Here is a 19,957-nt window from a genome sequence, read left to right as displayed (position 1 = left end):
CCGCTACAGCAGCACCAGGTCGTCGCGGTGGATGACCTCGCGCTCGTACGCCGCACCGAGGGCCACCTTGAGCTCCTTGGTCGAGCGGCCAAGCAGCGCCGGGAGCTCCTCGGCGTCGAAGTTCACCAGCCCGCGCGCCACGACGGTCCCGTCGGGTGCGAGCAGGTCCACCGCATCGCCGGCCACGAAGCCGCCGCCGACGGCGGTGATGCCGGCCGGCAGCAGGGAGGCGCGGCGCTCCACCACCGCGCGTACGGCACCGGCGTCCAGCGTGAGGGTGCCCTGGCCGGACGTCGCGTGGGCCAGCCACAGCAGCCGGGTGGGTCGTCGCTTGCCGGTCGACGCGAAGAGCGTGCCGACCTCGGCGCCCGAGAGTGCCGGGGCTGCCTGGTCCGCCGAGGTGAGCACCACGTCGATGCCGGCGCCCGTCGCGATGCGAGCGGCCTCGACCTTGGTCGTCATGCCGCCGGTCCCGACACCGGAGGACCCTGCGGGGCCGATCGTCACCGAGGCGAGGTCGGCCTCGGAGCGCACGACTGGGATGAGTCGCGAGCCGGGGCGGCTGGGCGGCCCGTCATAGAGGCCGTCCACGTCGGAGAGCAGGACGAGCAGGTCGGCGTGGACCAGGTGGGCGACGAGGGCGGCCAGCCGGTCGTTGTCGCCGAACCGGATCTCGGACGTCGCGACGGTGTCGTTCTCGTTGACGATCGGGACCACGCCGAGCTCGAGCAGCTTGGCGAAGGTCTGGTGGGCGTTGCGGTAGTGGGCGCGCCGGGTCACGTCGTCGACGGTGAGCAGCACCTGGCCCGTGACGATGCCATGGCGGGCGAACTCCTCCTGGTAGCGGTGGGCCAGCAGGCCCTGGCCGACGGACGCGGCCGCCTGCTGGGCCGCGAGCCCCCTGGGCCGCTTGGTGAGGCCCAGCGGCGCCAGTCCCGCCGCGATCGCCCCGGAGGAGACGAGGACGACCTCGGCACCCGCACTGCGCGCAGCGGCCAGGACCTCGACCAGCTGACGCACCCGGGCCGGGTCGATCCCGCCGGCGGCGGTGGTCAGCGACGACGAGCCGACCTTGACCACGATGCGCCGGGCGCCTCGGACCAGGGCCGAGCGGTCAGTCGTCACTGCCGTCCCAGTCGGGGTCGTCCTTGGTGCCGATCTCGTAGGACATCGGACCCACTCCGGAGCTGCCGGTGCTGCGGTTGGGACCCTTCTTCCGCTCCGCGTCGAGGCGGCGGGCCACGTCGGCGCGCGCCTCCTCCTCCGCCTTGGTCTCCATCGCCTCGTCGATCTCGTGGCGACGGGTGCGGGCCGGGCGTTGCTCGCGCAGCCGCTCGTCCTCACCGCGACGGCCGAGCATCTCGGCACCGGCCTCGATGCTGGGCTTGAAGTCGAAGACGACCGAGTTGTCCTCGGGGCCGATGAGCACCGTGTCGCCCTCCTGGGCGCCCATCTGCACGAGCTTGACCTCGACGCCGAGCCGGTTGAGGCGATCGGCGAGGAAGCCGACGGCCTCCTCGTTGCTGAAGTCGGTCTGGCGCACCCAGCGCTCCGGCTTGGCGCCCCGCACCCGCCAGCCGTCGTCGGTCGCGAGGACCTCGAAGTCGGCTCCACCGTCGACAGCCGGCGGCCGCAGCACGATGCGCTGGGCCTCGACCTCGGGCGTCTCCACCCGGGAGGCCGTGACGATCTCCGCCATCGCGAACGTCAGCTCGCGCAGGCCCGCTCCCGACGCCGCACTGACCTCGAAGACCTGCAGGCCGCGCCCTCGCAGCTCCTCGACGACCATCTCGGCGATGTCGTGGCCGTCGGGCACGTCGATCTTGTTGAGGGCGACCAGCCGGGGCCGGTCCTCGAGCCCGCCGTAGCGGGCCAGCTCACCCTCGATGATGTCGAGGTCGTCGAGAGGGTTGCGGCCCGGCTCGATCGTGGCCGTGTCGACCACGTGGACGAGTGCGGCACAGCGCTCGATGTGGCGCAGGAAGTCGTGGCCCAGGCCGCGTCCCTCCGCCGCTCCCTCGATCAGGCCCGGCACGTCTGCGACGGTGAACGTCGTCTCGCCGGCAGTGACCACCCCGAGGTTGGGGATGAGCGTGGTGAACGGGTAGTCGGCGATCTTGGGCCGGGCCCGGGAGATCGCCGCGATCAGGGACGACTTGCCGGCGCTCGGGAAGCCGACGAGGCCGATGTCGGCCACGACCTTCAGCTCGAGGCGTACGTCGAGCTCGTCGCCGGGCTCGCCGAGCAGCGCGAACCCGGGGGCCTTGCGCTTGGAGGACGCCAGCGCGGCGTTGCCGAGCCCACCGCGACCGCCCTGGGCGATCACGAGAGTGGTGCCGTGGCCGACCAGGTCGGCGAGCACGTTGCCGTCGGCGTCCTTGACCAGGGTGCCGTCGGGGACCTTCAGCACCAGGTCCTTGCCGTTTCCGCCGTTCTTGTGGTCACCGGCGCCCTGCCCGCCGTTCTCGGCGCGTCGCTTGGGGCTGTGGTGGTAGTCGACGAGGGTCGTCACGCTCGTGTCGACCTCGAGGATGATCGACCCGCCCTGACCTCCGTTGCCGCCGTCAGGGCCGCCGAGAGGCTTGAACTTCTCCCGGTGCACCGAGGCCACACCGTTGCCACCTCGTCCGGCTGCGAGGTGCAGCGTGACGTGGTCGACGAACGTGGGGATGGCCATGGGATGTCCTTGTCAGTGGTGAGGCGGGAGCCTCGAAAGCCGCGAAGGGCGCCCCCAGACAGGGACGCCCTTCGCAGAAGTGCTCAGTGTCGCGGTGACGTCACTCGCCGGGGACGATGTTGACGACCTTGCGACCGCGGCGGGTGCCGAACTCGACGGCGCCGGCCTGCAGGGCGAACAGCGTGTCGTCGCCGCCACGGCCCACTCCGGTGCCCGGGTGGAAGTGCGTGCCACGCTGGCGGACGATGATCTCGCCGGCCAGGACGGTCTGGCCGCCGAAGCGCTTCACGCCGAGGCGCTGGGCGTTGGAGTCACGACCGTTCTTGGTGCTCGCGGCACCCTTCTTGTGAGCCATTGTTCAGTCCTTCTGCTTCGAAGAGTCTGGGATGAGTGGTCGACCTCGAGCGCGGGCTCAGAGGGAGATGTCGGTGACCTTGACCTGGGTGTACTTCTGGCGGTGACCCTGGCGCTTCTTGTAGCCGGTCTTGTTCTTGTACTTCTGGATGATGATCTTGGGGCCCTTGGTGGCACCGGTGACCTCGACGGTCACGCTCGCCTTGTCGAGGCCGGTCGCGGTGACCTTCTCGCCATCGACGACCATGACGACGGGAAGGGTGATGGTGTCACCCGCGGCCACGTCGGTCTTGTCGATCTCGATGACGTCGCCAACGGCAACCTTCTGCTGCTTGCTGCCAGCGCGCACGATCGCGTACACGGCCACTCTCCTCGTCAGAACTGCGGAAACGTCGGTCTGCGCACAACACCGCCTGAACTTCGGGCGAGTACGCCGCGTGGCGGGCGCGCAGGGATCGGTGTGTCGAACACCGAGGGTCAAGACTACGGGATCGGGTGGCGACCGGGCAAAACGACGCCCGGCCACCTCCCCAAGAGGCTCAGCGCTTGCGTGAGCCCTTCTTCTTGATCGGGACGTGCTCCACCGTCGGTGCCTCGGACGCGGGCTCCGCGGTCAGCGTCCCGACGCCGGGCTCGACGGCCACGGTGCCCGGCTCGACCAGCCCGGACTCGGGCAGCCTGCCGGCGGCGACCGAGGTCACCGGCGCGTCAGGGAGCGCCGGGGGGCCCGCAGGGCGGCTGGCTGCGCGACGGCGCGTACGCGTGACAACGCGCGGCTTCTCGACCTCGGCCGGAGCCTCCTCGGCCGGAGTCTCGGTCTGAGCTTCAGCCGGGGTCTCGGCAGGAGCCTCAGCCGTGGTCTCGGCAGGAGCCTCGGCCGGAGTCTCGGTCTGAGCTTCAGCCGGGGTCTCCTCGGCCGGAGCCTCAGGGGACTCGGCCGCAGCCTCGGCAGGAACCTCAGCCGGAGTCGCAGTGGGATCCTCGGCTGCGCCAGTCGGAGCCTCGTCGGAAGCCTCAGCCTCGGTCGGGGCGTCGTCGGTCTGCTCGGCCGCCTTCTCGTGCCGCGCCATCGCGGCGATGACCTTGGGCGAGGGAGCGCTGGTGGTCTGCTCGGTGGGCTTGTCGGAGCCCTCGTCGCCCGCGCCCCGTCGACCGCGACGGCGGCCGTTCGTGCGCCGACCGTCGCCCTCGTCGGACTTCGCGTGGGGGTCGACGGGCTGGTCCTTGATGACCACGCCCCGGCCCTGGCAGTGCTCGCAGTTCTCGCTGAAGGCCTCGACGAGTCCGGTGCCGATCCGCTTGCGCGTCATCTGCACGAGACCGAGGGAGGTCACCTCGGCGACCTGGTGGCGGGTCCGGTCGCGACCCAGGCACTCGACGAGCCGGCGCACCACGAGGTCGCGGTTGGACTCGAGGACCATGTCGATGAAGTCGACGACGATGATGCCGCCGATGTCGCGCAGCCGGAGCTGGCGCACGATCTCCTCAGCCGCCTCGAGGTTGTTCTTGGTGACCGTCTCCTCCAGGTTGCCACCGGAGCCGGTGAACTTGCCTGTGTTCACGTCGACGACGGTCATCGCCTCCGTGCGGTCGATGATCAGGGAGCCACCGGAGGGCAGCCAGACCTTGCGGTCCAGGCCCTTCTGGATCTGCTCGTCGACCCGGTAGGTCGCGAAGATGTCGCCCCCGGTGTTGCCGCGCTCGAACTTCTCGACCCGCTCGGCGAGGTCCGGTGCCACCGACTCGACGTACCCGTGGACGGTGTCCCAGGCGTCGTCGCCCTCGATGACCAGCTTGGCGAAGTCCTCGGTGAACAGGTCGCGCACGACCTTCAGGGTGAGGTCGGGCTCGCCGTAGAGCAGCTGCGGGCCGGAGCCCTTGTTGGTGGACTTCTTCTCGATGTCCTCCCAGCGCGACTTCAGCCGCTCGACGTCACGCGTGAGCTCCTCCTCGCTGGCACCCTCCGCCGCGGTGCGCACGATGACGCCGGCGGTGTCGGGGACGATCTCCTTGAGGAGGGTCTTGAGGCGGTTGCGCTCGGTGTCGGGCAGCTTGCGCGAGATGCCGGAGGTGGTGCCGTCGGGGACATAGACCAGGAACCGGCCGGCGAGGCTGATCTGGCTGGTCAGGCGAGCTCCCTTGTGCCCGATCGGGTCCTTGGTGACCTGGACCAGGATCATCTGGCCGCTGGAGAGGACGGACTCGATCTTGCGGGGCTGGCCCTCCTTGTGGCCCAGCGAGGACCAGTTCACCTCACCGGCGTAGAGGACCGCGTTGCGGCCCTTGCCGATGTCGATGAAGGCGGCCTCCATCGACGGCAGCACGTTCTGGACCCGGCCGAGGTAGACGTTGCCGATCAGCGAGGTCTGCGACTCGCGGGCGACGTAGTGCTCGACGAGCACCTTGTCCTCCAGGACGCCGATCTGGATCAGGTCCTTGCGCTGGCGGATCACCATGACGCGCTCGACCGACTCGCGGCGGGCCAGGAACTCGGCCTCGCTGACGATCGGCGCACGGCGGCGGCCGGCCTCGCGTCCTTCGCGCCGGCGCTGCTTCTTGGCCTCGAGCCGGGTGGAGCCGGCGACGGCCGTGATCTGGTCCTCGGCGGTCCGGCTCTTGCGCACGCGGGTGACGGTGTTGGGCTCGGCGTCGTCCGCGGCACCGTCGTCGCCCGAGCGACGCCGACGGCGGCGGCGACGAGAGGTGCCTTCGCCGTTGCCCTCCCCCGCGTCGTCCGACCCGGGCTCGTCATCGGTGGCAGCGGCCGCCTCGGCAGTGGCACCGGAGGTGTCGACGGAGGCGTCGGTGGAGGCATCGGCCGAGCCCGACTCGTCGGAGCCGTCGCCGTTGTCGTCGGAGGACTTGCGCCGACGACGACCGCCGCGGCGGCGACGACGGCGCGCCTGACCACCTTCGCCCTCACCCGACTCGTCGTCCTGGGTCGTCGCGTCCTGCGACTCGTCCTCGTCGTCGGTCGGCGCCGGCAGCGGCTCGTCGAGCTCGTCCGCCTCGTCGGATGCCACGTCGGATGCCACGTCGGATGCCACGTCGGACGTCAGGTCGGCGGCGTTCCTGCCGCCCGACTTCTTGCTGGCCGCCTTCTTCGCGGCGGCCTTCTTGGCGGCCGGCTTCCTGCCTTCGCGCTGGGCGGGAGCCTCGGCGGACGTCTCGTCCGACTCGTCCGCGGCGGTGGGCTCGGCCGTGGCAGCGTCCTCGGACGGCTCGTCGGCGACGGGCTCGGCCCGCCGGCGCGTACGCCGGGTGGTCGTGGCGACCGGTGCCTGGAAGAGCACCGCGTGAGCGGGCGTCTCGTCGGCGGGGGTCGCCTCGGCGGCCTCGGCGGCCTCGTCGGACTGCTCCGGAGCCGGGGCTGCCTTCTTGGCGGTGGACTTGCGGGGGGTCGTCTTCTTGGCCGTGGCCTTCGCTGCGGACTTGCGAGCGGTGGCCTTCTTCGCCGGCGCGGCGACCTCGTCCTGGGCGGGGATGTCGAGCGCCTCGGGCGCCTCGGCTGCCTCGGGCGCCTCGGTTGCCTCGACGACTCCCGGACCGGCGGCGGCGTCGGTCTTCTTGGCGGGGGTGCGCTTGGCGGCGGCCTTCTTCGCCGGTGCCTTGCGAGCGGGGGCCTTCTTGGCGGGCGGGGCGGCGAGCGGGTCCGCGACGGCGTCGGTGGACGACTCGGGGGCTACGGCGGCCTTCTTGGCCGGCGCCTTGCGCGTACGCCTCGTCACCACGGGCAGCGCGGCTGCCGCCGGCGTGTCAGGCGACGAGTCGGGAGTGTCGCCGAGTGTGGTGTCGGTCCGGTCGGGCTGGTCGGAATCGAGCATGTCGTGCTCCTCGGGCACCGTCACGGTGCCGGTACGGCGTCCACCGCTCTCGGTGTTGGCGATCCCGGGGACGCAAAGCTTCAGTGGCGGCGACACCCTCCGCGTGTGCGTCTCCGAAGGCTGTCTGCCACCTGCCGCGGTCGCCGGGCCACCCCTGAGTCGCTGTCACCGACTCCTGTGGCCGCGTCGCGGTCCGGTGACGTCCACCCACCCGGGGTGCCTGCCACTGGGGTGACCGGCGAGAACGTCGTCGGCTCGACGTGGTCCCGGAAGTTGCCCGGGCGTCGAACGTGGCGAGTATCGCACACCGGCCGCCGAGAGCCCCTATGCGTGACCGGCCAGCGGGTCGCCGACCTCGCCGGAGTCGAGCAGCGGCCCCTGGGCCAGTCGGGTCATCATCGGGGCCTCACCCGCCGGGAGGCCGGCCACGGTCTCGAGCCCGCGCAGGACGTCGTCGGGGCGTACGGCCGGGGTCCCGTGCCGCAGCACCACGTCGAGCGACGTACGTCCCGGGTCGTCGGCCGGCAGCACCACGAGGGACACCACCGCGCCGCGGGCGTCGAACTCGCGCATCCCCTTCTTGGTCATCCGCTCGACGAGAGCCTCGTCCGCGGCGAGGAAGCGGGCGACGGCGTCCGCCGCTGCCGCCCCGTCGGCGGCGAGGTCGATGCGCCAGCGACTGCCCTCGAGCAGGTCGGACAGCGATCCTCCAGGCGACTCGACGACCTCGAGGACGTCCAGGCCGGGCGGCAGCGCCTCATCGAGCATGGCGTGCACCTCGGCCGGCACGACCACCTCGGCCAACGCCAGCTCGAGGTACTCGGCCTCGCTCGCGGAGCCGGTGGGCGCGGCGCCGGCGTAGGAGATGCGCGGGTGCGGGTTGAAGCCGGACGAGTACGCCATGGGGATCCGCGCCCGGAACACCGCGCGCTCGAACGCTCGGCTGAAGTCACGGTGGCTGGTGAAGCGCAGCCGGCCGCGCTTGGCGTAGCGCACGCGGAGGCGCTGGACCGGAGGAGCTTGCTGCTCGGGTTGGTTCTGGGGCACGGGCGTCAAGGCTAGACCCGTTGAATTCCGTGGCGGCACTCCGCTTGGCTAGGGTCCGGTCCCATGGAACAAGCAGAGGGCGGGGGAACGAAGGCGTCCTGGGTGCGTCGGCGAGGGGACCTCCTCGCCGTGCTGGCGCTGATCGTGGCCTCCTTCGTGTTCACGTCGGAGCAGGTCGCTGAGCACGAGATGATGTCCCCGATCGACGAGTACCAGTACGTGGGGTACTACGCGAAGGTCGCCGACCACGGGATCGTGCGCCGCGGCGAGGACATGCCTCTCTTGGCCCGGAAGTACATGGTGTGCCACGGCGTGCGTCTCATCCCGGAGATGCCGCCGAACCCCGAGGGGTGCCGCAAGCCGAACAGCGTGGGGTACCCGCTCGCAGGTGGCACCACGGCCGATCTCTACACGCCGCTCTACTTCGCCATCACTCGGGTCCTCGCGCAGCCACTGATCTGGGCAGGCGTCGACTTCGTCAGCGCCGGCCGGGCCGTGGGCGGCTTCTGGCTGAGCCTCGGCGCCGTGTTCCTCTACCTCGCGCTGCGGCGAGCCAGGGTCCCCATCCCGGTCGCGGTCGGCCTCGGCCTCGTCCTCGTCGGCTCCCTCGCGGCGTACTGGGGGACGACGTACATCTCGACCGACGCCACGGCACTCGCCGCCGGCGCGCTGGCAGCGTGGCTCACCATGCGCGCCCTCGACGGAGCGCGCGGTTCCCTCGTCCTCCTGCCCGTCGCAGCCGTGGTCGCCACACTCTTCAAGCTTCAGAACCTGATCGGATTCGGTGCGGCGGCGCTGGTGCTCCTCTTCGCGGCGGCGCTGGGACTGAACCGTGGACCAGATCTTGGAGGAGTCAGGGCGGTGCCCCGGCTCCGGTCCTTCGTCACCGACCGGCGCTCCGTCTCCGCGCTGGCGACCGTGGTCCTTCCAGTGTTCGCTCAGGCGGGATGGCTCGCGCTGCGGTCCGCGCTCTCCGTCGGTGAGCAGCCGTCCTTCGGTTTCGGCGCTCCGTTGAAGGGCGCGAACCTCCTCGTGGAGTTCGGGAACTTCCTCCCGAACCTGGGCGGCGGCGCCACCTCGCCGTACGCCACCGGGCCCGCGAGCCTGCCGGTCTACGCCGCCGTCACCGCACTCGCCATCGGCGGCGCCACCGGGCTGGCGCTCTCGAAGGGGGTCCGCGCCGCGCACCGGGTCGTCGGCCTGAGCACCGTGCTCGTCGCCGTGCTCGCCGCCCCCGCGCTGGCCATCGTGGTGGGATTCGTCGAGAACAACTACGTCCCGCTCCCCAGCCGCTACGCCAACTCCCTACTGCCGTGGGCGCTGTTGTCGGCCGGCCTGCTCGTGGATACCCGGCGCGCATGGATGCGATACGGCTTGCTCGCGCTCGGCGTGGTGACCTGGGGCCTGGCGCTCGCGCTGGGAGAGGTGTGATGCGGCCCGGGCCGGACCGCCCGATTGGTAGCATCCCGCCCGTGTCCGCAGCCGGCGACCATCCCAGGACTCTCATCATCGTCCCCGCCTGGAACGAGCAGGAGAGCATCGCCCGCACCCTGAGCGAGATCGGCGACACCGTGCCGTGGGCGGACCTGCTGGTCGTCGACGACGGGTCCGGCGACCGAACTGCGAACGTCGCAGCCGACGCCGGCGCCATGGTGTGCCAGTTGCCGTTCAACCTCGGCGTGGGCGGCGCGATGCGCACGGGCTACCGGTACGCCCTGCGCCATGGCTACGACGTCGCCGTGCAGATCGACGCGGACGGCCAGCACGACCCGCGCTACCTCGCCCGGCTGGTCGAGCGCCTCGCCGGCGCCGACGTGGTGATCGGTGCCCGCTTCGCCACCGCGGACGACCCTTACAAGGTCCGCGGGCCGCGCCGGTGGGCGATGGTGCTGCTCGCACGGGTGCTGTCCCGGCTCGCGCGCACCAAGCTGACCGACGTCACCTCGGGCTTCCGGGTCTCCAATCGCCGCGCCATCGCGCTCTTCGCCCAGCACTACCCTGCCGAGTACCTCGGCGACACGGTCGAGTCCCTTGTCATCGCCGCTCGCGCCGGATGCAGCATCACCCAGGAGGCCGTGACCATGCGGCCACGGTCGGGCGGACAGGCCTCCCACTCGCCCCTCAAGGCGGCGGTCTACCTCTTCCGTGCGGTGGTCGCACTCATGCTCGCGCTGGTACGCGACTGGCCGGCCCAGTTCGACGAAGGCATCGACTCCCCGGGTCCGGCGGTTGCCCCGGAGCGCCCCGTCCAGCTCCCCGACGCGGAGAGGGAGGGGCAGCCATGAGCGGCAGCACGATCCTTGGCATCGCCGGGTCGGCCATCGTCCTGCTAGCACTCTTCGAGCTGATGCGCCGGCACCGTCTCCGCGAGAAGTACGCGCTGATCTGGGCCGTGGTCGCCATTGCCGTCATCACCGTCGCGGCGGCTCCGGTCCTGCTGGTGAAGACGTCCGACGCCCTCGGCCTCGAGGTGCCCGCCAACCTGCTCTTCTTCGGGGCCGCCATCGTGATCCTGGTGCTGACGCTGCAGCACAGCTCCGAGTTGAGCCGGCTCGAGGAGAGGACGCGCACGCTGGCCGAGGAGGTGGCCCTGCTCCGGCTAGAGATCGAGCGCGTCGAAGGCCAGAACCGGCCCGAGGACCCGACGCGCGACGAGTCCTCGACGTGAGCGCGTCTCTCGAACCCTCCGACCTCGAGATCTTCATCCCCTACTGGGGCGACCCCGATCTGCTCTACGCCACGGTCGAGAGCGTCCGCGCCCAGGACGACCCGCGCTGGACGGTGACCGTCGTCGACGACGGCTACCCCGATCGGACCGTAGCCGAGCACTTCGCCGCCGAGGACGACCCGCGCATCCGCTACCGGCGCAACGAGGAAAACCTCGGCATCGCCGCGAACTTCCAGCGCTGCCTCGAGCTCGCCGGCGGCGATGCCGTGATGTTCCTCGGCAGTGACGACCTGCTCGAGCCGGAGTTCGTCTCGCGATCCCGCGCGCTGCTGATGAAGTTCCCTCAGGCCGACGTCTTCCAGCCGGGCGTGCGGGTGATCGACGCCGACGGCGCGACGATCTCCCCGCTGGGCGACCGAGTCAAGGGCTGGCTGACTCCGTCGGTGCGCGAGCCGGTCCTGCTTGCGGGCGAAGAGCTGGCCGCCAGTCTGCTGCGGGGCAACTGGCTCTACTGGCCCTCGCTCGTCTTCCGCACGGCGCGCGTCAAGCAGCATGCTTTCCGCCAGGACCTTCCTATCATCCTCGACCTCGCTCTGGTCATCGACCTGGTGGCCGACGGTTCGTCGCTCGTGCTGGATCCCGCGGTCACCTTCGCCTACCGGCGTCACGCGAGCAGCCTGTCGGGCGCCGCCCTCCGCGACGGCACCAGGTTCGCACAGGACCGACGCTACTTCGCCGAGGCCGCCGAGCAGATGCAGCGCGTCGGTTGGACGAGGGCACGACGGGCGGCCCAGCGGCGATGGACCTCGCGGCTGCACGCGCTCACCTTCCTTCCCGAGGCCGCCCGGCTCCGAGACGCAGCGGTGCTCCGGCAGGTGATGATGCACGCTGTGGCACGGTAAGGACCCCCATGCCCCCCCCCGCGAGGTGCGGCAGAACGTCTGGGCCCCTGCGGGGCGGAGCTCAGGCGTACCAGTAGGGGGCGAGCACGAGCTCGGGCACGAACGCGTTGTTCCGGACGTCGAGCGGATGGGGAAGCTTGTCGACCGGCGTCCTGCGCCGGACGCGGTCCTTCCGTAGGAGGGTCATCTCCAGGACCGGAGGAACCTCGTAGCCATGACGACGAACTGGCTGCAGGTTGTTGTTGGCGTGGACATGGACCATCTCGAAGTCGTCGAGGAGCTTCCTCAGCACCTGACCCACCTCGTCCAGGCCGCTGCGGAGGAAGACCTTGTGCACGTCGTGGAGCTCGAGGACGATCATGCGGAACCGCAGCAGGGTTTCGCGGTCCACCGCCCCCAGGACGGGCCACTCGGCCCCTTCGATGTCCATCTGCAGGAGCAGGTCGCCGGTGTCCGGTGCCTTCCGGCGCAACCAGCTCTCCAGCGTCGTCCAGCCAGGAGCGTCCTCCGTTCCGACGAAGGTTGGCTCGAAGTCGAAGAGCGGGTGATCCGCAGGCGCGGCATCGACCGACGCATCGGCCATGAACGAGGGTACTCCGCGCCCGGCCAGAGCGAGTTCGAAGTCTGCCACGGTCGAGACGCCCGGCGAGATGCACGCGGCCAGACCGTCCAGGTCGTCAGGAACCACGTACCCTCCATCGCCCTGGCCGCCGAGCCGGATCATCGGCAGGCCCGGATCGTAGGCGCGGAGAGTGTCGAAGAACTCCTCGAGCTGCTCGCGTGATGACATCTCCTCGACCCGGCTGCGCCTGCGGATGTCGCGCTCCTTCAGCCATCGTTGGATGCTCTGGAAGGTCTTGATCAGCAGCGGCCGCACCGGCCGCAGGATCGCGAGGACGAACGGCGTCCTCTGGTGGAACTTCACGAACCTGTCTGGCAACTGGTCCAGATACCTCAGGAGCATGCCGCTTGTGCCTTCCGCTTGGCGAACGTCGCGCGGCATCCTTCCGGCCACCACGACGTGCGGCAATTGTGCACTACTGCCTCGCCGCCGCCTGCGAACCCTCGCGCGAACCGGGGTCGTCCGGGACGCGGACGTGCTGGCGCCGAGGGCCTTCCAGCCGGATCACGGAGAAGCACCATCAGCGATGGTCCGTCAGTGCGCGGTGGAAGACCTCGAGGGTCTCGCGCGCCACTCGCTCCCAGCTGAAGAGGCGCGCGCGTTCGAGCCCCACCGCGGCGAGCGCCGACAGCACGTCGGGACGTGTGGCAGCCGTGCGCAGCGCATCGGCGATCGATTCCAGATCCAGCGGATCGAACCACATGGCCGCGTCACCACCGACCTCCCGAAGCACCGGGAGGTCGGATGCGAGCACGGGCAACCCCAGGGACATCGCCTCGAGGATCGGGAGGCCGAAGCCCTCGGCGAGGGTCGGGAACGCCAGGGCGCGTGCCCGGCGTTGGAGGTCGGCCAGCTCGTCGTCGTCGACCCAGCCCCGGAGCTCGACCCAGCGCTCCATGCGGGTCTCCGCGACGACCGGGGCGAGCGGGTCCTCCCCACGGGCACCGGTGATCACGAGCCGCGGGCGGACGTCCTCCTCCACCAGGGCCAGGGCCCGGATCAGTCGCTCCCAGTTCTTGTGAGGTCGGCGCTGGCCGCTTGCCAGGACGAGGTTCTCGGTCTGCTGGGACGCGGCCGTGGCTGCGGGGCGGCCGGCGGCGAGCGGCACGACGTGCAGCCGTTCGCGCGGGAAGCCGAGGTACTTGACGATCTCGTTGGCGGAGACGTCGCTGTCGGTGATGACATGGGAGGCGTTGGCCGCTCCGCGCTTCTCCATCCACATGACAGGTCGCGTGTACATGGGGGTCGACATCAGCTCGGGGTTGCTCCAGTAGAGCATGTCGTGGATCGTGATGACCGTCGGCATGGAGGTGTACATGGGTCCCAGCGTGGCGGGCGAGTGCACCAGGTCGGCACGCCGGCGGCGGGCGAACCAGCTCGAGGCCACCAGCTCCCCGAAGGCCCACACGAAACGGTTCTCGCCGCTGATCCCCGACCTGATGACCTCACCGGGGAACCACGACAGGTCCAGGCGTGCGCCCTCCTTGCTCGCGAGCGCAACGAATTCCAGGCCGGTGTCCATGGCGCCGAGCTGGCGGTAGAGCTCCCGGGTGTAGGTCTCCATTCCGCCCTTCGTGCCGGTGTAGGACAGCATGTCGACGAGGACGAGCGGACGACCGGGCACGATGACTCCTCCGGGACGAAGTGTGGGACGGCGACGGGGCATGGCGTGGGCGGGCATGGCGTGGGCGAGCGATCGCGCGGAGCCTAGCCCCTGCGGTGCAGGCCCCAGCGGAGGTGGACCGCCATGCCGACCAGCGGGCCGGCGACCAGGGACGAGATCACCCGGCCTTCCAGGCCGGCGGGCAACAGCAGGACGAGCAGTGACACCACGGTCGCCGCCATCCATCCGGCGAGGTACACATCGTGGTGGTCCAGGGCGACGGTCGCGGCGCCGGTGATGGTGAGCGTGGCCATGAGTCCAGCCGACACGACCAGAGCCGCGAACACCGGTCCCGAGACGTCGTAAGCGGGATTGACGAGGTGCAGCAGCCACGGCCCGGCCAGCCAGGCGAGGCCGCTTCCGATGACGGTCCCGGCGGCGAGGCCGGCGAGCACCGGGCGGATCACTGGAACACCGTCGCTGATCACCCGCGTCACCAGCACGTTCTGGTAGACCCCGAGAGGCACCATCAGGGGGGCTCGCGACAGCGAGACAGACAGCACGATCGGAGCGGCGCCCGCGAAGACGTCGGATGGTGTCGTCACCCGGAGCAGAACGGGGTAACCGACCAGCAGCAGGGCGGAGACCCCTGACGCCGAGCAGGCCACCAGCATGCGCCGGATCAGGCTCGCCCGGCTACCGCGAGCGCGCACAGACATGAGTCGCCGGTAGCGCGGGTGGGCGAGCACCAGCAGCAGCCACGTCCCACACGCCAGGGCGACGGCCCACGCCAGGCCGACCAGCTGGGCGCCGACCACCGCAGCCACGGCACAGAGGACCAGACGGCAGACCGCCTCGGATCCGACGAGCAGGCTGTACGAGGCCCAGGCCGCGCTCCCTGCCGCGGAGCCGACGAGTGCCGCGTGCGAGGTGAAGAGCACGATGCCGACGACCATGGCCGCAACCAGCCCGGGCCACGCGTCACCGAAGAGCCGCGACGCCCACGCCAGACCCGACAGCCCCACCAGCAGCGCGATCGCTCCACCCAGCCCGAGGGCCAGTGGGACCACCCGGGCGGAGCCGCTGTCACCGGCGGAGAACACGGCGCGTGTGGTCTCGGTCGTCACGCCGATCAGAGCGCCGAAGACGGCGAAGAGCGCCCCCCAGTAGACGAGGAAGGTCGCGTTGGTCGCCGGGTCCAGCACGCGGGCCGCCAGCACAAGGACCACGTAGCCGGCGACACCACTGGCACCGGCGGCCGCCAGCACCGGCAGCATCGCACGGGGCTTCTGCGCCGGCTTGGTGGAGGACACGAGAGGCGATCCTAGGCTGAGGGTGCCTGCCGCTGCACGGCGACCACCAGGCGTCCTCCCAGTCGCTTCACAGCCAGTCCTGGTCGAGGCCGGAGTCGAGGATCCGGCCTACGACGAGACGGCGCGACCAGCCGCCCCGGCGGCGCCCTTGCGGGTTGCCTTGCCGGATCCCTTGCCGGCTCCCTTGCCGGATCCCTTGTCCGGTCCCTTGCCTGCGCCGGCGCCTCGCCCGGCCGGGGCACGTCGAAGACCCCGGACGTACGGGTCCTCGAGCGGGATGCCCCACCGGCCGCGCACCACGGAGCGCTCCCAGTCGTGGACCACGCGCTCGCGGCTGCGTGACTCGAAGTGGTAGAGCTCGACGGAGGCGACGTAGACGATGCGCTGGCCCTGAGCGCGCACCTTGTAGCAGAGGTCGACGTCGTTGAAGTTGGCCGGCAGGGACTCGCAGAAGCCCCCGATCTCGATGAAGGTGTCGCGACGCATCGCGGCGCAGGCGGCGGTCACGCCGCTCGCCTCACGGTTGATGATGAGGGCGCCGAAGGGCCCGTAGGACTCGCGCGGCAGGTCCCTGAACGGGTGGAGGTAGTGGCCTTGGGCATAGGCATGGCCAGCGTGTTGCACCGTGTCGTCACCGAAGTAGAGGCGGGCACCGGTCAGACCCACGTCGAGCTCGTCAAGGGGCGCCACGAGCTGCTCGAGCCACCCCTGCGAGATGACCTCGACGTCGTCGTTGAGGAACACGAGCCTGTCGCCTGTCGCCCGCAGGCAGCCGACATTCATCTTCTCGCTGTAGTTGAAGGGTCGGGTGAACCGCTCGAGGACCAGCCTGTCGCCCGCCACTCGCTCGAGCTCCCGCAGCACCTCCGGCGGGGTGGGCTCGTCGTAGACGACGACGACCTCGAGGTTGTCGTGGGCAGTCTGGTCGAGCAGCGACCGTACGGCCTCGACCACCATCACCCGCCGCGAGCCCCAGATGAGGTCCGACTGGCCGATGGTGGGGATGACCACCGAGACCCGCACGTCGGGATCGAGCCGGCGCGTGATGCGGTAGTGGCCGGGGACCGGCCCCTGTCCGACCTCCGCCGCGAGACCGATGCGGTCCATGTGGTCCTGCACGGCGTTCGCGCCCGCGATCGTGGCGTAGGGCTTGGCGTTGATGTCCGCCGAGGCAGACCCGACCACGGCCCGCCAGTGGTAGAGCACGCGAGGGATGTGGATGACTCGACGTGCCACTTCTCCCACACGCAGGGCCAGGTCGTGGTCCTGGGAGCCGTCGTAGCCCTCTCGGAACCCGCCCACGCGGCGCACGACCTCGGTGCGCATCACGGAGAGGTGGGAGGTGTACATCTGACCGCGCAGGCGCTCGGGCGACCAGTCAGGCTTCGCGAACTCGTCGTAGAGGATGCCCTCGTCATCGATCTTGTCCTCGTCGGAGTACAGGTAGTCGACGTCCTCATGCGCCTCGATCTGCAGGGCGTTGGCCGACAGGGCATCCGTTGTCAGCAGGTCGTCGTGGTCGAGCAGCACGATGAACTCGCCCCGCGCCGCGTCGATCCCGTCGTTGGACGCCGCGACGATGTGTCCATTCGTCCCGCGCTCGAGGAGCCGCACGCGAGGGTCGGCCGAGGCCTGCTCCCGGATGAGCTCCCGCACCGCTTCGCTCGGCGAGCAGTCGTCGACCAGGATCCACTCCCAGTCCTCGTGATCCTGGGCCAGGACCGAGGCGATCGTGTCGGCGAGCACGTCGAGGGGCGGCTCGTAGACCGGCGTGACGATCGAGAAGAGAGGTCCTCTCACCGGGGGCCGCCCAGCAGCTTGCGCGCTGCCCGCCGGGCGAACGACGGTCGCAAGCGGACCGCCTCGATCTCCGCGGCGAGCTGCCGGTTCTTCCGGGTCAGCCGCTCGACCCGGCCCCGGGTCTCCTTCAGCCGTCCGCGCACGTTGACGAGCTGCTTGCGAGCCTGGGCGAGCTCGCGGCGGAGTCGTTGCTCGTCGCCGGTCAGACGGGCCACCTGGGCTTCGGTGCCGATCACGTGGTCGCGGGTCGTCAGCAGCTGATGACGAGCTGCGAGCACCTCGGCCTGCCAGTGCTCGACCTGAGCGGCCTGCTCGGCCATCTTCTTGGAGACACCGGACTCCAGCTGCTGATTGAGGGAGCTGATGCGTCGGTGCGACTCGAGCAGCGCCTGCCGCTTCTCCATCAGCTCGGTGTTGACAGCGGCGAGCTGCTGCTCATATCGGTGCGCCAGCGTGTGCAGCGTGAGCTCACGCCGCTCGAACAGCACTGCCCACGGGGACAGGAACGACAGGTCGACATCCGTGCGGCGGAAGAAGCCGCGCTCGGCGAACCAAGCGGCCCACTGCTCAGCCGGACGCGTGTTGATGTGGGTGGGCTCGTCATGGTCGGTCGGACTGGAGGAGAAGAGCACCAGGTCGGTAGCGGCGGCGATGTTGTCGATCGCGCGCTGGGCGTCGACCGGGCCCATGTGCTCGAGCACCTCGATGCAGGCAACCAGGTCGTAGTGTCCTTCGAACGGCTCCGTGGCCGACGCCACACGAAGACGGTCGCGCACGTCCACGTGAGCGCTCGCGATGGCGTGCTCGGAGATGTCGATCCCCGACGCCTGCAGTCCCTTGGCCGCCAGCGCCTGCACGAACAGCCCCCGCGCGCACCCCACGTCGAGGACGGAGCGCGGGTTGACGATCCCCACGACCCGGTCCGCGAGCGAGAGGAAGAACGTCCGCCACTCTTCGTTGTCCCACGAGTAGTTGTCGTAACCGCCCAGGTGTGCGTCGTCGTAGTAGGTGCCGGAGTAGTCCTCCGAGGGCGTTCCCTCGCTCATGTGAGCGTTCCCCTGTCTGACGGCGGGCGATGTGCGGGGCTCAGGCTATACGTTGCGGACCTCTCGCTCGCAGAGGTCTGCAGCCCGCCGAGCCTGCGGAGCGTCAGACGACGCTCAGCGGCAGCAGCTGCTGCCCCGTCGGACCGACCTGGATCTCCGTCCCCATCTCCGGGCAGACACCGCAGTCGTAGCACGGCGTCCAGCGGCAGTCCTCGATCTCGATGTCGGCACCCTCGGCGGTCGCCAGCGCGTCCTCCCAGTCGCCCCAGAGCCAGTCCTTGTCGAGTCCGGAGTCGAGGTGCTCCCACGGGAGGACCTCGTCGTAGTCGCGCTCACGCGTCGTGTACCAGTCGACGTCCACGCCGGTGCCGGCCAGTGCCCGCTCGGCGGCGCCCATCCAGCGGTCGTAGGAGAAGTGCTCGCTCCAGCCGTCGAACCGACCCCCGTCGCGCCACACCTCCTCGATGACCCGGCCCACGCGGCGGTCGCCGCGCGAGAGCAGGCCCTCGACGATGCCGGGCTTGCCGTCGTGGTAGCGGAACCCGATGGCGCGGCCGTACTTCTTGTCGTCGCGCACCGTGTCGCGCAGCTTCTTGAGGCGCTCGTCGGTGGTGACGTCGTCGAGCTGCGCGGCCCACTGGAACGGGGTGTGCGGCTTGGGCACGAAGCCGCCGATGGAGACGGTGCAGCGGATGTCGTTGCGCCCGGAGACCTCCCGGCCCTTGGCGATGACCTTCTTCGCGAGCTCGGCGACCTGGAGGACGTCGTCGTCGGTCTCGGTCGGCAGGCCGACCATGAAGTAGAGCTTCACCTGTCGCCAGCCGTGGGAGTACGCCGCCGCGACGGTGCGGATCAGGTCCTCCTCGGTGACCATCTTGTTGATCACCTTGCGCATCCGCTCCGAGCCGCCCTCGGGCGCGAAGGTCAGGCCCGAGCGCCGGCCGTTGCGGGAGAACTCGTTGGCGAGGGTGATGTTGAAGGCGTCGACGCGGGTGCTGGGCAGCGAGAGGGAGACGTTGGACCCCTCGTAGCGGTCGGCGAGCCCCTTGGCGACCTCACCGATCTCGGTGTGGTCGGCACTGGAGAGCGACAGCAGGCCGACCTCCTCGAAGCCGGTCTTGCGGATGCCGTTCTCGACCATGTCGCCGATGGTCTTGATCGACCGCTCGCGCACCGGGCGGGTGATCATGCCGGCCTGGCAGAACCGGCAGCCGCGGGTGCAGCCGCGGAAGATCTCGACCGAGAACCGCTCGTGGACGGTCTCGGCCAGCGGCACCAGCGGGTTGGCCGGGTAGGGCCACTGGTCGAGGTCCATGAGCGTGTGCTTGCGGACCCTGAACGGGATGCCGGGGCGGTTGGGCACGACGGCCTCGATCGAGCCGTCCTCGGCGTAGGCGACGTCGTAGAAGCGGGGGACGTAGATGTTGCCTGTGACCGCGAGGCGACGCAGCAGCTCATCGCGGCCACCCGGACGGTCCTCGGCCTTCCACTCGCGCACGACCTCGGAGATCGCCAGCACGACCTCCTCGCCGTCGCCGAGCACCGCAGCGTCGACGAAGTCGGCGATCGGCTCGGGGTTGAAGGCGGCGTGGCCGCCGGCGATCACGATCGGGTCGTCCTCGCCCCGGTCAGCCGCGTGCAGCGGGATCCCGGCGAGGTCGAGGGCGTTGAGCATGTTGGTGTAGCCGAGCTCGGTGGAGAAGCTCAGGCCGAAGAGGTCGAAGGCGCCGACTGGGCGGTGGCTGTCGACGGTGAACTGCGGGATCTGCCCCATCTCGTCACCGGTCCGCATCACCTTCTCCATGTCGGGCCACACCGAGTAGGTGCGCTCGGCCAGGATCCAGTCGCGCTCGTTGAGCACCTCGTAGAGGATCTGGACGCCCTGGTTGGGCAGCCCGACCTCGTAGGCGTCGGGGTACATCAGGGCCCACCGCACAGTGGGTCCGCCCGACTCGGAGGAGGCGGCGCAGTCCCAGTCCTTGACGACGGAGTTCAGCTCACCGCCGACGTACTGGATGGGCTTCTGCACCGACGGCAGCTTGGCCTCCAGACGCGGGAAGACCGACGCGACGGACATGCGTAGAACACCTCGATGTGGGAC

15 protein-coding genes and 1 pseudogene are annotated in these 19,957 nt (G+C 70.4%); 4 read left to right on the top strand and 12 right to left on the bottom strand.

Translation table 11 applies throughout. The annotated features are described in order from the left end of the window. Positions 1–3: 3 nt before the first annotated feature. The 6 genes and pseudogenes from proB to J3P44_RS13660 all read right to left on the bottom strand — a co-directional run bounded on the left by proB (position 4) and on the right by J3P44_RS13660 (position 7,902). Complete coding sequence (proB, locus tag J3P44_RS13685) at positions 4–1,125, bottom strand: glutamate 5-kinase (protein ID WP_255890985.1); 1,122 nt, start codon at positions 1,123–1,125, stop codon at positions 4–6. After that, a complete protein-coding gene (obgE, locus tag J3P44_RS13680; RefSeq protein WP_255890983.1) occupies positions 1,115–2,677 on the bottom strand; it encodes a GTPase ObgE in 1,563 nt (520 codons plus the stop codon). Before obgE ends, proB begins: the two co-directional genes overlap by 11 nt. 100 nt (positions 2,678–2,777) lie before the next feature. Then, positions 2,778–3,032, bottom strand: coding sequence for a 50S ribosomal protein L27 (gene rpmA, locus J3P44_RS13675; RefSeq protein WP_255890982.1), 255 nt, complete (start codon positions 3,030–3,032; stop codon positions 2,778–2,780). A 57-nt stretch (positions 3,033–3,089) separates the two neighbouring features. Further along, a complete protein-coding gene (rplU, locus tag J3P44_RS13670) occupies positions 3,090–3,392 on the bottom strand; it encodes a 50S ribosomal protein L21 (RefSeq protein ID WP_255890981.1) in 303 nt (100 codons plus the stop codon). A gap of 757 nt (positions 3,393–4,149) precedes the next feature. Next, positions 4,150–6,189 (bottom strand): annotated as a pseudogene (locus J3P44_RS25875) (Rne/Rng family ribonuclease); the annotation flags it as partial. Positions 6,190–7,179: 990 nt separating this feature from the next. Continuing rightward, positions 7,180–7,902, bottom strand: coding sequence for a TIGR03936 family radical SAM-associated protein (locus J3P44_RS13660; protein WP_372496577.1), 723 nt, complete (start codon positions 7,900–7,902; stop codon positions 7,180–7,182). A 63-nt stretch (positions 7,903–7,965) separates the two neighbouring features. Between J3P44_RS13660 and J3P44_RS13655 the strand changes: the two genes are divergently transcribed. From J3P44_RS13655 to J3P44_RS13640, 4 genes are read left to right on the top strand one after another with little or no spacing between them, the layout of a single operon-like run. Beyond that, positions 7,966–9,333 (top strand): hypothetical protein, encoded by a 1,368-nt coding sequence (locus J3P44_RS13655; RefSeq protein WP_255890979.1) that lies wholly within the window; start codon positions 7,966–7,968, stop codon positions 9,331–9,333. A gap of 41 nt (positions 9,334–9,374) precedes the next feature. After that, positions 9,375–10,187 (top strand): glycosyltransferase family 2 protein, encoded by an 813-nt coding sequence (locus J3P44_RS13650; protein ID WP_255890978.1) that lies wholly within the window; start codon positions 9,375–9,377, stop codon positions 10,185–10,187. Next, complete coding sequence (locus J3P44_RS13645; protein WP_255890977.1) at positions 10,184–10,570, top strand: DUF2304 domain-containing protein; 387 nt, start codon at positions 10,184–10,186, stop codon at positions 10,568–10,570. Before J3P44_RS13650 ends, J3P44_RS13645 begins: the two co-directional genes overlap by 4 nt. Then, the gene (locus tag J3P44_RS13640) at positions 10,567–11,472 is read left to right on the top strand and encodes a glycosyltransferase family 2 protein (RefSeq protein ID WP_255890976.1); all 906 of its coding nucleotides are present in this window, start codon (positions 10,567–10,569) and stop codon (positions 11,470–11,472) included. Before J3P44_RS13645 ends, J3P44_RS13640 begins: the two co-directional genes overlap by 4 nt. Positions 11,473–11,533: 61 nt before the next feature. Here J3P44_RS13640 and J3P44_RS25540 read toward each other — a convergent pair whose 3' ends face one another. The 6 genes from J3P44_RS25540 to J3P44_RS13610 all read right to left on the bottom strand — a co-directional run bounded on the left by J3P44_RS25540 (position 11,534) and on the right by J3P44_RS13610 (position 19,933). Further along, a complete protein-coding gene (locus tag J3P44_RS25540) occupies positions 11,534–12,397 on the bottom strand; it encodes an FkbM family methyltransferase (protein WP_255890975.1) in 864 nt (287 codons plus the stop codon). 217 nt (positions 12,398–12,614) lie between these two features. Beyond that, on the bottom strand, positions 12,615–13,718 hold the full coding sequence (locus J3P44_RS13630) for a glycosyltransferase family 4 protein (RefSeq protein ID WP_255890974.1): 1,104 nt from the start codon (positions 13,716–13,718) through the stop codon (positions 12,615–12,617). Between the two features lie 83 nt (positions 13,719–13,801). Then, on the bottom strand, positions 13,802–15,010 hold the full coding sequence (locus tag J3P44_RS13625) for a hypothetical protein (RefSeq protein ID WP_255890972.1): 1,209 nt from the start codon (positions 15,008–15,010) through the stop codon (positions 13,802–13,804). A 108-nt stretch (positions 15,011–15,118) separates the two neighbouring features. Further along, on the bottom strand, positions 15,119–16,810 hold the full coding sequence (locus tag J3P44_RS25535) for a glycosyltransferase family 2 protein (RefSeq protein ID WP_255890970.1): 1,692 nt from the start codon (positions 16,808–16,810) through the stop codon (positions 15,119–15,121). Beyond that, positions 16,807–17,856: a class I SAM-dependent methyltransferase gene (locus J3P44_RS13615; RefSeq protein ID WP_255890969.1), complete on the bottom strand. Its 1,050-nt coding sequence runs from the start codon at positions 17,854–17,856 to the stop codon at positions 16,807–16,809. Before J3P44_RS13615 ends, J3P44_RS25535 begins: the two co-directional genes overlap by 4 nt. Positions 17,857–17,959: 103 nt before the next feature. Next, positions 17,960–19,933, bottom strand: coding sequence for a TIGR03960 family B12-binding radical SAM protein (locus J3P44_RS13610; RefSeq protein WP_255890967.1), 1,974 nt, complete (start codon positions 19,931–19,933; stop codon positions 17,960–17,962). Between the last annotated feature and the right edge of the window lie 24 nt (positions 19,934–19,957).

Origin of the sequence: Nocardioides astragali (assembly GCF_024436375.1) — a bacterium.
Lineage (GTDB): Bacteria > Actinomycetota > Actinomycetes > Propionibacteriales > Nocardioidaceae > Nocardioides > Nocardioides astragali.
This window is presented reverse-complemented; position numbering and strand designations above follow the sequence as displayed.

What these genes read in the sequence shown, in the direction of transcription:
- obgE (WP_255890983.1), bottom strand. Translation starts at nt 2,677, where the DNA reads ATGGCCATCCCCACGTTCGTCGACCACGTCACGCTGCACCTCGCAGCC.
- rpmA (WP_255890982.1), bottom strand. Translation starts at nt 3,032, where the DNA reads ATGGCTCACAAGAAGGGTGCCGCGAGCACCAAGAACGGTCGTGACTCC.
- J3P44_RS13655 (WP_255890979.1), top strand. Translation starts at nt 7,966, where the DNA reads ATGGAACAAGCAGAGGGCGGGGGAACGAAGGCGTCCTGGGTGCGTCGG.
- J3P44_RS13645 (WP_255890977.1), top strand. Translation starts at nt 10,184, where the DNA reads ATGAGCGGCAGCACGATCCTTGGCATCGCCGGGTCGGCCATCGTCCTG.
- J3P44_RS13615 (WP_255890969.1), bottom strand. Translation starts at nt 17,856, where the DNA reads ATGAGCGAGGGAACGCCCTCGGAGGACTACTCCGGCACCTACTACGAC.
- J3P44_RS13610 (WP_255890967.1), bottom strand. Translation starts at nt 19,933, where the DNA reads ATGTCCGTCGCGTCGGTCTTCCCGCGTCTGGAGGCCAAGCTGCCGTCG.